Here is a 12,469-nt window from a genome sequence, read left to right as displayed (position 1 = left end):
TGTTTTGAAAAACAAATACGATATGGAAGAATATTTCACGCACGAAACAGCCATCATAGACGAGGGGGCAATCATAGGAAAAGGGAGTAAAATATGGCATTTCTCACACATCATGAGTAATTGCCGCATCGGGGAAAACTGCAATATCGGACAGAACGTGGTAATCTCTCCCGACGTCATCCTCGGCAATCAAGTGAAGGTACAAAACAACGTGTCGGTCTACACGGGCGTGACTTGTGACGATGACGTGTTTCTAGGTCCCTCCTGCGTGTTCACGAACGTGACCAACCCGCGAAGCGCCGTCAACCGAAAAAGCCAATATGCCCGGACTCACGTGGGCAAAGGAGCCACGATCGGGGCAAACGCAACCATCGTCTGCGGGCACGACATCGGGGCTTACGCCTTCATCGGAGCCGGGGCTGTCGTGACGAAAACCGTCCCCGCCTACGCCTTGCTTGTCGGCAATCCCGCCCGCCAGCTAGGATGGATGAGTGAATACGGGCACAGGCTGCATTTCGACAAAAACGGCATCGCCGAATGTCCCGAGAGTAAACAACGGTATCGCTTGCAAAACGGTATCGTGGAAAAAATAACAGAATAGCATCAAAAAATATACCATCATGAACATAGCCATGGTAGACCTTCACGGGCAATACGAGCGTATCCGGGAAGAAATAAACCACGCCATACAGGAAGTCCTTGACTCCGCAGCATTCATCAACGGACCACAAGTCAAATCGTTCGCTCAACACCTCGCCGAATACAACGGGGTGGAACACGCTGTGACCTGTGCCAACGGGACAGATGCCCTGCAAATCGCTTTGATGGCATTGAAACTGCAACCGGGTGATGAAGTGATCGTCCCCGTCCATACCTACGTGGCGACGGCAGAGGTGATCGCCCTATTGCAGCTGAAACCCGTGTTTGTCGACTGCGTTGCCGGCCGCTTCACGATAGATATTTCCCAGATAGAGGAAAAAATCACTCCCCGCACGAGAGCCATCGTGCCCGTTCACCTGTACGGGCAATGTGCCGACATGGAACCATTGATGGAAATTGCCCGGCGGCACAACCTTTTCGTGGTCGAGGACACCGCACAAGCCATCGGGGCGGACTACACCTTCAGCGACGGGCACACGCAGAAGGCAGGATGCATCGGAGACATCGGAACCACCTCCTTCTTCCCGTCGAAAAACCTCGGATGCTACGGTGACGGCGGGGCCTTATTCATCCGCGACGCACGGCTGGCAGAGCGTGCCCGCATGATAGCCAACCACGGGCAGGCAATCAAGTACCACCACGACATCGTGGGTTGCAACTCCCGCCTGGATACCTTGCAAGCCGCCATCCTCGACGTGAAACTACGCTACCTCCACGAGTACACCGCTGCCCGCAACCGGGTAGCGGACAGATACGACCGGGAACTTGCCGGCGTCAAGGGCATCATCCTTCCTGAACGTGCCGCCAACAGCACGCACGTTTTCCATCAATACACCATCCGTGTCGGCAACCACCGGCGGGATGAACTGAAAACCTTCCTGCAAGCCGAAGGTATCCCCACGATGATATACTACCCGATCCCCCTCCACCTTCAACCGGCATACGCCATGGAAGGTCAAGGCAAAGGCTCGTATCCCGTGTCGGAACAATTAAGCGAGGAAGTCCTGTCCCTTCCGATTCACACCGAGATGAAAGCAGAAGACCAAGAATATATCATCCGACAAATAAAAGCATTCTTTAACTCATAACATTCGCCTCATGAACATTATCACCATTGTCGGGGCAAGACCCCAATTCGTGAAAGCAGCCGTGGTCAGCCGGGAATTCGGCAAACACGCTAATATCAACGAAACCATCATACACACGGGACAACACTTCGACCCAAACATGAGTGACCTGTTCTTCGAGGAAATGCGGATTCCCGCCCCCAGTTACAACCTCAACATCAACAACCTCAGCCACGGCGCCATGACCGGGAAGATGCTCGAGGAGATTGAAAAAGTACTCCTTGACCGGAAACCGGATTGGGTACTTGTCTACGGGGACACGAACTCCACGCTCGCCGGGGCATTGGCTGCAAAGAAGTTACACATCCGGGTGGCACACGTGGAAGCCGGGCTGCGTTCCTTCAACATGGATATGCCGGAAGAAATCAACCGCATCCTGACAGACCGCATCTCCGATATTCTTTTCTGCCCGACGGAAACAGCAATCCGCAACCTGAACAACGAAGGTTTCGGGCATTTTCCTTCCCGCATCGTGCCGTCGGGAGATGTCATGCTGGATGCCGCCCTTTTCTACCGGCAATACAGTCGCCCGCCGCAAATCGAATTGAACCGGGATTTCGTCCTTGCTACCCTGCACCGTGCCGAGAACACGGATCGCCCCGAGTGCCTGTCGGAGATCATCCGGGCGTTGGAAACCATCTCCCGGGAACGGGATGTCATCCTTCCGCTTCACCCGCGTACCCGGGCAAAATTGGAAACACTGGGCTACAATGTGCAACATTCCCCCATCCGTTTCATCGACCCCGTCGGTTATCTCGAAATGATATACTTGCTGGATAAATGTTCCCTCGTCATGACCGACAGCGGGGGCTTGCAGAAAGAAGCCTTCTTCTTCCGGAAATATTGCATCACGCTCCGCGAGGAAACGGAATGGACGGAACTCGTCGACCACGGGTACAACACCCTGGCGGGAAGCTCGTTTGACAAAATTACCCGGGCCTACCGGGAACAACCACACCCGGACTTCTCCACCCCGCTATACGGCGACGGGCATGCCGCCAAAGTAATTGTCGACACGTTAATCGAGGCATAAAATGATGAAAAAAGTTCTGATTATTACCTACTATTGGCCTCCCAGCGGGGGACCCGGCGTGCAACGGGTGTTGAACTTCGCGAAATACCTGCCCAAATACGGTTGGGAACCCGTGATTCTGACCGTCAGAAAAGGCGAGTATCCCGCCAAAGACCCCTCGTTGGAAAAAGAAATACCTGCCGGGTTAAAGGTATATAAAACGAAAACGTTCGAGCCTTTTGCCCTTTTCAAACTGATCTCCGGGAAAAAACAGGACGACAAGATCGGTACCTACATCCTGTCGGAAAAAAGCCCGAATCTCGTCACCCGCCTCTCCAAATGGATACGGCTGAACCTATTTATCCCCGACGCACGGGTCGGCTGGAAACGGTACGCCGTACGGGAAGGAATGAAAATCATCCGGTCGGAAAACATTGACCTCATTCTGACTTCATCCCCTCCTCACTCGTTGCAACTCATCGGTCAAGCCCTCGCACACCAAAGCGGAAAACCGTGGATCGCCGATTATCGTGACCCGTGGAAAGAAGTGGTCTACAATCAAAACCTGAAAAGAACCGCTTTCGCCGAATGCAAAGACCGCCGTCTGGAACATGATGCGCTGAACGCCGCCGACGGCATCACCTCTATCAGCAAAGACATCCTGCACTTGCTCGAAAGTAAATGCGACCACCCGCAAAACACTTGCCTCGTCTTCAACGGCTACGACAACCGACCTGCCCCGCTCCCGCGCAACGCTTGTCCCATGATCACCTACACGGGCGTACTTTCCGTTACCCGAATCCCGACACCCTTGCTTCCGGCACTTCGGGCTTTGCGGGAAGAAGGCATTCGTTTCCGGTTGAAATTCATCGGGAATACCTGCCCCGAACTCCGGCAACTCATCGAGGAAAACGGCTTGACCGCCGACACGGAATACATTTCCTACCTCCCCCACGACGAGTCCATCCGCCATATCAACTCGTCCGACGCCCTGTTGCTCGTCATCGACAACGTACCCAACAACAAAGGCATCCTCACGGGCAAACTATTCGAGTATATCGGGGCACAACGCCCCATACTGGCTATCGGTAACCCCGAGGGGGAAGCCCGCCACATCATTGACGAATGCCAATGCGGGGAAATGATCGGCTACAACGACACGGAAGGTGCTAAAAATATATTGCGAAAACTCCACGCGGCATGGCAAACCCAAACGCCAGCCTACCCTTTCACGAACAGTTCCCGCTACTCACGAGAAGCCATCACCGGGGATTTGGCTCGCTTCATGGATCACGTGCTCACCCTTCACGCTAAAAAAACAACGCTATGAAACTCAAAAATGCCCTCTTTTTCGGGAAAAGACTGTTGACTGATTTCAACGAGAACAAACATCTGGCAACCTGCACGGACAACCGGAACACGGAATTGACCTACTATTATTTCCTTTTCAAAGAAGACAAGATCAACACGCGGGGAGGAAACCATCCCTTCCAATTCGACGAAGCGGGCATCCCCCTCGTGCACTCATACATTGACGTCGTGGACGGGAAAGGGTATTATTACTACCCGATCACCATCGGGCAATACGCCCTCGCCGTGTTCCATAGTTGGCTGAAAACAAACGATCCGGAAAAGAAAGCCTACTTCCTCCGGTTCGCCGACTGGTTCATGCAACAACGGGAAGAATCCCCCGAACTGGGTTGCTACTGGCTGACCGAAACCGCCAAACCGGAATACAAAGTAACCACCCCATGGAAATCGGCATTTACCCAAAGCCGGGCAATCTCCCTTCTCCTGCGGGCATGGCAAATAACCCGTAACCCTGAATACCTGCAAACAGCAACCCTAGCCCTCGTCCCTTTCACGAAAGACATATCCGAGGGAGGCGTTTCCGTGGATCGGGCGATCGGCGAAACATTCTACGAGGAATACACGGCTACCTGCCCGACACGGGTACTGGACGGACATATCTTTTCGCTTTTCGGTCTGTACGACTACATCCGTGCCGTACCGGAAGAAGTGAATCCCGACGGGCATGCCCTCGCCCTTCACCTGTTCAACGAAGGCGTGGAAGGACTCATCCGCCAACTCCCAAAATTCGACATGGGCTACTGGTCCCGTTTCAACCGTTGCGACCTTCCCGGCTACCCGCAGGACGATCCCTGTACAATCGGTTATCTACGGCTGGTACGCCACCAGTTGCAAGTGCTCCACCAAATCACCGGCAAAGAAGAATTCCACACGTACAGCGAGAAATTCCGCCGTTACGATAACATCCGCAACATTCTAAAAATGTACCGTCACAAATTCAAGGCACTGAAAAAGCTAAACAGGCTATAGTTCTTCCGCCCTTTGCCATGATTAGATCCCCCTTGCCCTACCCCATAAACCAACCATAAACCAATCATGAACCAATCATGAACGCAAATTTACGTTTATGCTACGTTCATGATTGGTTCATGATTAGTACTTGGGGTCAAGTAGGGATAGCCCAACCAGAAAATAAGCAGAGATATTCCGTATCTATCTTTTTTGTGCTACTTTTGTAAAAAAACAATATAAATGAGAATACAAGATGTGCGGGATAGCCGGGATATTTGAACGAAACAAAGATAACCAAGAATTGATGTCGGAAATGCTGACCGCCATAAAACACCGCGGTCCGGACGATCAGGCTATTTATACCCACCGGGATTTTACCCTCGGTCACAGGCGCCTGTCGATCATCGACGTGACGGCTTGCGGCAACCAGCCCATATTCAACGAGGATAAAACGGTTTGCGTCATTTTTAACGGGGAAATATACAATTACGGGGAGATTCGGGATGAATTGAAGAACAAGGGACACGTGTTTTACACGGCAACCGACACGGAAGTGCTGGTACACCTTTACGAGGAACACGGAATGGGTTTTTTCAACAAGCTGAACGGTATTTTCGCCTTTGCCCTGCTGGACATGAAGAACGAACGCCTTGTCCTCGCCCGGGACCATTTCGGGGTGAAACCGCTCCATTATTTTCTGAAAGACGGGGTGCTGGTATTCGGTTCGGAACAGAAATCCATCATCCTCCATCCCAAGTACGAACGGCAACTGAACTTGAAAGCCTTGCATCTTCACCTGAACTTGCGCTACACGCAAGGCAATGAAACCCTGTTCGAGGGGATCAAACGTGTTCCCCCAGCTCATTATGCCGTGTTCGAGAACGGGTTGTTCACAGTGAAACGCTACTGGCAGTTATCCGTCGATGTCAACCGTTCCATCACCGAAGAGGAGGCGAAAGAACGGATGAATGCTTTAATCAAACAAGCCGTGAAACGCCAACTGGTGAGCGATGTTCCCGTGGGAGTATATCTCTCGGGCGGGTTGGACTCCTCCGCAATCGTGCAGAAGATGCACGAACTCGGGGTTCCCGAAATCAACACGTTCACCCTGGGATTCAACGAACCCACGGATGAATTCCCCGACGCCCAACAGATAGCGGATCATTTCCACACGAACCACCACACGCTAAGCCTCTCGATGAACCCGATGCAGCAAATGCCGCAAGTCATCTGGCACGCGGAAGAACCAAAAATCAACCTGTTGCAGGGATTCAATATGTCGGCATTCGTTCATCCCACGGTAAAAGTGGTACTCGGGGGACTGGGAGGGGACGAACTATTTGCCGGGTACGACATTCACAAGTTTGTTTACCCGTTCAACCAATGGCACCGCCATATGCCGCAATGGATGCAACGTATCGGGCGCTGGAAGTCGGATTTTATCTTCAAGTTACAGAATAATTCCAAGTCTTTGCGCTACGACGAATACCGCCGGGGAATACAGATGCTTCTCTCGATTGGCAACGCAGAACGCTTTTACTTGATTCTCCGCAACGTGTGGGACTACGACACGCCATTCTATAAAAACATATACTCGGAGAAGTTTTTACAACAAAACCATATCGAGCAAGTCAAAGTTCACCGGGAATTTGACAAGATTTTCAACGATGTGAAAGACGAAAATGCCTTGAACCAAGTACTGTATACCGAGTTCCAATCCAAGATGGTGAACGATTACCTGCTCACGGACGACCGGATGTCCATGGCTCACTCCGTGGAAGAACGGGTGCCTTTCCTCGACCGGGATCTGGTGGATTTTGGTTTCTCGCTGCCCGTGGAACTTAAAATCAAAAACAACCAAACGAAATACCTGTTCCGGGAAGCCCTGAAGCCCTACTTGCCTCCCAAGATCATCACTAAAAAGAAATGGGGATTCACGGTGAACCCGTACCTCCAGTTCAAAAAGGATTTGAAGGATACCGCCGAGAAGATTCTGACAAAAGAATATATCGAAAAACAGGGAATCTTCAATTACGATTATATCCGGTATATCCTCGATTACCCGGCACACCCGAAACTTCGGTGGCATTACAATTTTATCTGGATTATCCTCGGGCTGGCTATCTGGGAACAACAATTTATCTATAAACGGGTGGAAGACAATATAGAGGCTTACTATTAAAGAAGAACGTATGAAATATTCTATCATCATAGCCGTGTATAACCGATTGGAGGAAGTAAAAGAACTTCTCGACAGCGCCGAAAAGCTGGAAGGCGACCGGGAACTTTTTGAATTTCTATTCGTGGATGACGGTTCAAAAGACGGTTTCCGGGAATTTATCGAACAATATCGCTCGGGAAACGGGTTACAAATTCGTGCCGTTTACCAACAGAACCAAGGCCCGGGGGCGGCACGAAATCACGGGATGCGGGAGGCTAGAGGAGATTATTTCGTGTTCGTGGACTCGGATTGTATGTTTCCCCCATGTTGGCTGCAAGAAATAGAAAAGGCACAAAACGAGCATCATTATGATGCATTCGGGGGACCGGACACGTGCCATCCCTCGTTCTCACCTCTGCTGAAAGCGATCAATTATTCCATGACTTCGTTCATAGGAACCGGGGGTACCCGGGGAAACAAAAAGCACGTCGGGCGGTTTTATCCCCGAAGTTTCAACATGGGTATCTCTCGCGAAGTGCACGAAACGATCGGGGACATGGGAGGCCTTCGCCACGGGCAAGACATGGATTATTCAATGCGTATATATAACGCCGGATTCAAGGTCGGGCTTATCCCGGATGCCTACGTTTACCACAAACGCCGGACAAGTATCCCGAAGTTTTTCCGCCAGATATTCAACTGGGGAGTCGCCCGCGTCAACCTATCCCGCCGCCACCCACACACGCTAAAACTGGTGCATTTACTGCCGGCGATACTTATCATCGGGTTGCTCCTGTTAGCCCTTGTAACTTGCTTCACGGGGATCGCCTTCCTACCCGTTCGGATTTTATGGGAGATTGCGGTCTGTGGGTTTCTTGCCGTCTGCCTTCTCGCTTTCCTCCAATCCCTCGGGAAATATCGCGATATAACCGTCGCATTCCTATCCATCATCACGTTACTGATCCAAGTATTCGCTTATGGATTCGGGCTTCTATGGGGAGGCTGGAATGCCCTGTTCGGCAAGGAGGTGAAGGGATTTTCAAAGAACTATTACGGAAATAAAAAGTAAGGTATGAGAATTGGTGTCATTTTAGATAAGGAAATCACGAAAGATCAACGGGTTTTAAACGAAATAAAAATACTCGAGAGCCACGGGCACGAAATACATGTACTTTGTCCTGATCTATTAAATATCGGACTATCGGGAAATATCGGAAACATAAAGATCAGACGTTTTAAAATGTCAAACCGACAAAGAGAAATTCTATTCGGCATCGTAAATCGTTTCCCGCTATATAATTGGATATGGCAAAAACAAGTTCGCCATTTTATTGCCGCCACACGAGTAGAAGCTTTACATACACATGACTTGTACATGGCAAAACCCGTGTACATGGGAAATCGCAAATATCACCTCCCGATCACGCTCGATTTGCACGAAAATTTTCCGGCAGCAATACAATCCTACACGTGGGCAACGACATTCCCTAAAAGTCTTCTCGTGGTACCCAAACGTTGGGAAAAACTTGAAAAGAAATATCTGGAATACGCTGACAATATCGTGGTGCTATGCCATAGTTTCCAAGAAGAATTAAAACAAAAATACTCTTCACTGGCAAAAAAACGTTTTGTTATTTATCCCAATGTTCCGGACGTGGAAGAACTTTTACAATATGACCCTCTTTCGATAACCATTCCAAAACAAGATTTTATCATGTTCTATTTCGGGGCAATCGGGGTGCGTCGCGGATTAATCTCTTGTTTTGAAGCACTAAAGAATCTTACTCCCAATTATCCCGACATCAAATTGCTACTTATCGGTCCCATTGACAAGGGTGATCGGGAATTATTTAAAAGCTATATGGAAGATCCCCGGATTAGAGAACAGATTATCTATTACAAGTGGAAAGACTTGTCCGAATTCCCCGCTTTCGCCCGTCAATCCGCTATCGGGCTATCCCCCTTGATTAAAAATCCGCAACACGATTCCGGTATTGCCAATAAGGTTTACCAATATATGTTGTTTGAAACTCCCGTACTGGTGTCAGATTGTACCCCCCAATTGGAATTAATTGAAGAAACCGGAGCCGGTATGGTATTCCGGAATGAGGACGTGGAAGATCTTATAGAAAAGATCATCTATCTTTATCAACACCCGGAAGAACGAAAACACATGGGAGAAAACGGGAAGAAAGCCGTATTGGAGAAATACAACTCGGTTGAGGTGGGCAACGCGTTGAACGCGATATATTAATGCCCTTTTCTTAATTGCGATCGCGAAAAGACAACCAAAGTTTACGAACATTCGAGAAGAAATGATGATTCCAGTGTTCGGGGTGAGTCAATAACAGAATAACGGAATCACCTTGCTCGATAGCCTCGCCTGGAGATTTACCATATCGCCAGGCGGAATTGTCGGTAACCGAAGTATCTGATATATACGTCGTGATCCTTTCTCGCAATGATTCATCATAAGCCTCAAAAAGGATATTATAATCCTTTTTAAAAGACTCGTCCACTAAAATATAATTCGGTGTTCCTAATTTTCTATTCCAAGCTGCACCGTGAGAACAAAGAGAGGTCATGGAACCGAAAGCCATTCTAAAATCCTGAATCTCTTTTGCCAATTGTTGCCGGCAAAAACACAGGATTTCGGGTGATATTTCTTTTTTATCAGTCAACCGTAAACGTTTCATTTCTAAGGCTAACGTTTCGTAATGCAAACCCACCTCAAAGCCCTCATGCAAGATACGCTTTATCAGGGCTGGTTTCATTGTCAAATGCCGGAAATAGTAGGATGCATGAACTTGTAGACGCCGCTCCACTTCAAACATCCGTTCCGCTCCGCAAGCATCAATATCTACATCATGACGAAGCAAAAGTACATGACCCTCCGGGTAAGCCTGCTGTACCCACTCAAGCAATGACATAACCCGATAGCCTTTCGCCAAAGCCAACTTTAACAAGTCTTCGTACTCGCTCATCCGGTCTTTCTGTCGAAACAGCTTGTGATATATTCTTTTCCACCCCTTCATCGGTTTATCCATTTCACTTTAGTAGGTTCAAAATGAAAACGCTTCTTAAAAAGAGCCAAGCCCCGGGAATTCCCCCAATAGGAATCGTAAATAATATATTTCAAATCGTTCCGATCAAAATAAACTTGCAAAACTTCCAAAAGCAAGAAATACATAATCCCCGCTTTCAAGTAAGCCCCATGTCCCAGTATATTATTTATGAAAATAGTATCGCCCAAATGTAATGTCCGGATATACCCGACCAATTTATCTTCCATAAATACACCGTAAACTTCCATTCCCTCCCCCCGGGTAATATTTCCTCGTTGAAGATATTCTTGTTTTATGTCTTTTCCCTGCCTTGTTTCCAAAGAGGTATTCACTTCAAAAATATCATCCTCGAATAAAGCCGGATCAATTACCCGAAACTCCGCTCCTTTTTTATAAGCTTGCTGATGGAAATACTTCACAGAATTTTTACCTTTCACCGTCTCGTAATAAGCCGCAAAATCATTCCGGTATTTATCTTTCTCCAAAAGTGCTATCGCTATCGTTTTGTGAGGTATTAAATATAAGAATTTCGCTTTCCGTTTCTTAAATTCTTTTGTCAATCGAATTGCTAACGATGTTTTCCCTAAATTAATTGTCTTCCGAGGCATTGATCTCAAGGAAGCCCAATAATAACTAAACATCAATTTCCAACTATCCCACATTCCAAAAATGCTTTGAAGTTCCACATCATCGTAAAATTTCCACGCGAAGAGTATGAAAGGATAAGCAATCAATAACCCGATTTTTATCACAAACGCTATCCATATATTCAAAGGCATTGTCAACATACCTAAGAGGTAGATAAATATACCCACCACGATGACTTTACCTAATTTACCTAACTCGTAAGGGATCGGATAAGCCTTTTGCGCGAAATAATAGGGAATAATCCAAGAAAGTATTTGCGCTATCAATGTTGCCAATGCAGCCCCGTACATTCCCAAAGCAGGGATTAAAAGTAGATTTAACCCTAAATTGATGAACGTGATCAAAATTATCGACGAACTGATGATTTTTGTACGTTTCGTGATTTGCAAACCGATCACTGAAGTATCCCGCAACATTCCGAAAAATATTCCGAAAGTAATAAAAGGAACAACGTACACGGAAACATAATAAGCAGGATTAGACGCCACCAAAGCGATAACCTCCCGGGACAACAAGCTTAATCCCAAAACACAATACATACCCCCGAAAGAAAGATAAGTAAATATTTTCGAATAGAAACGCCGGTTATTCGGATCGTTTATTTTTTTCATCATCAAAGGAGTCAATGCCAGCTGAACGGAAGCGATAACAAATATTTTTAATGTATTACCGATCTTGTAACCAAAAGCATAAAAGGCGACATCATCCACTCCTTTCATATAATTCAGCATATATTTATCGAACGCTGTCAACAAACCGCCCACGATAGCGGGGAACATTAACGGATAGCTATACGAAAGAATTTGCTTGATAGCCGCAAATTCCAGTTTAAAAGATGAGTTCTTTATAATAAAGGGCGACAAAAGAAGCAACTGGGATATAATACCAATTACTTGGGCTTCATATACTCCGGCAATCCCTCTTTTCAAACCCACCACAAAATACACGGTAACTCCCAATGTAACGGCTAATTTCAATATATTCACGACCGAGAATTGCACCGAACGACTTTTCAATCGCAACAAATCCAATACAGGAGCAACTATCGCGGATAGAACAGAATACACCAGCAACAAGTGAAACACGTATGGCAACTGATCAAAGGATGCCATCTCTTCACCAGCCAGCAATAGAGCCTCTACCGAATCCTTGAATCCCCAAACGATCATCCCCATACCCACGGCAGCAATCGTGGTCATCACCATGATCGTGAAAAATAAACTTTTCTGACGTTCGGCATATTCTTTATCCCAGTACCACCGTACCAGACCAGCATAGAAAGCCAATCCCATGGCTGCAATCAAAATCTGGGAAGTAACATCCAAAAGACTCAACATTCCATAATCCGCGGTTGAAAAGAATGTTTGGTCTGTATACAACGGAATTAAAATAAAACCGACCAGCTTGGAAGCAAAGTTTCCAATGCCATACACGATGGTATGCTTCATGGTTTGTTTTATATCTCCGAACATTT

At 47.7% G+C, this 12,469-nt stretch carries 10 protein-coding genes; 8 read left to right on the top strand and 2 right to left on the bottom strand.

Annotation, left to right across the window (positions count from 1 at the left end):
- Nucleotides 1–22 precede the first annotated feature (22 nt).
- The 8 genes from A3CY_RS0111735 to A3CY_RS0111700 all read left to right on the top strand — a co-directional run bounded on the left by A3CY_RS0111735 (nucleotide 23) and on the right by A3CY_RS0111700 (nucleotide 9,536).
- Entirely contained in the window at nucleotides 23–601 is a 579-nt protein-coding gene (locus A3CY_RS0111735) for an acyltransferase (RefSeq protein WP_026207592.1), read from the top strand.
- A 19-nt stretch (nucleotides 602–620) separates the two neighbouring features.
- Nucleotides 621–1,748, top strand: a complete 1,128-nt coding sequence (locus A3CY_RS0111730; protein WP_018338116.1) for a DegT/DnrJ/EryC1/StrS family aminotransferase — start codon at nucleotides 621–623, stop codon at nucleotides 1,746–1,748.
- Nucleotides 1,749–1,758: 10 nt separating this feature from the next.
- On the top strand, nucleotides 1,759–2,820 hold the full coding sequence (gene wecB / locus A3CY_RS0111725) for a non-hydrolyzing UDP-N-acetylglucosamine 2-epimerase (RefSeq protein ID WP_018338115.1): 1,062 nt from the start codon (nucleotides 1,759–1,761) through the stop codon (nucleotides 2,818–2,820).
- A 1-nt stretch (nucleotide 2,821) separates the two neighbouring features.
- A complete protein-coding gene (locus tag A3CY_RS20925; protein ID WP_081619460.1) occupies nucleotides 2,822–4,129 on the top strand; it encodes a glycosyltransferase family 4 protein in 1,308 nt (435 codons plus the stop codon).
- Complete coding sequence (locus tag A3CY_RS20920; protein WP_018338113.1) at nucleotides 4,126–5,139, top strand: D-glucuronyl C5-epimerase family protein; 1,014 nt, start codon at nucleotides 4,126–4,128, stop codon at nucleotides 5,137–5,139. Before A3CY_RS20925 ends, A3CY_RS20920 begins: the two co-directional genes overlap by 4 nt.
- A 235-nt stretch (nucleotides 5,140–5,374) precedes the next feature.
- A complete protein-coding gene (gene asnB / locus A3CY_RS0111710; protein ID WP_018338112.1) occupies nucleotides 5,375–7,303 on the top strand; it encodes an asparagine synthase (glutamine-hydrolyzing) in 1,929 nt (642 codons plus the stop codon).
- A 10-nt stretch (nucleotides 7,304–7,313) separates the two neighbouring features.
- Nucleotides 7,314–8,351: a glycosyltransferase gene (locus A3CY_RS0111705; RefSeq protein WP_018338111.1), complete on the top strand. Its 1,038-nt coding sequence runs from the start codon at nucleotides 7,314–7,316 to the stop codon at nucleotides 8,349–8,351.
- Nucleotides 8,352–8,354: 3 nt separating this feature from the next.
- A complete protein-coding gene (locus A3CY_RS0111700) occupies nucleotides 8,355–9,536 on the top strand; it encodes a glycosyltransferase family 4 protein (RefSeq protein ID WP_018338110.1) in 1,182 nt (393 codons plus the stop codon).
- Nucleotides 9,537–9,546: 10 nt separating this feature from the next.
- Here A3CY_RS0111700 and A3CY_RS0111695 read toward each other — a convergent pair whose 3' ends face one another.
- Both A3CY_RS0111695 and A3CY_RS0111690 read right to left on the bottom strand, forming a co-directional pair.
- On the bottom strand, nucleotides 9,547–10,329 hold the full coding sequence (locus A3CY_RS0111695; RefSeq protein ID WP_026207591.1) for a polysaccharide deacetylase family protein: 783 nt from the start codon (nucleotides 10,327–10,329) through the stop codon (nucleotides 9,547–9,549).
- Entirely contained in the window at nucleotides 10,314–12,467 is a 2,154-nt protein-coding gene (locus A3CY_RS0111690) for an oligosaccharide flippase family protein (protein WP_018338108.1), read from the bottom strand. The genes A3CY_RS0111695 and A3CY_RS0111690 overlap by 16 nt, the downstream gene beginning before the upstream one ends.
- Nucleotides 12,468–12,469 lie beyond the last annotated feature (2 nt).

The organism is Butyricimonas synergistica DSM 23225, assembly GCF_000379665.1.
Lineage (GTDB): Bacteria > Bacteroidota > Bacteroidia > Bacteroidales > Marinifilaceae > Butyricimonas > Butyricimonas synergistica.
The sequence above is the reverse complement of the archived record's forward strand: the minus strand, read 5'-3'. Positions and strand labels throughout refer to the sequence as shown.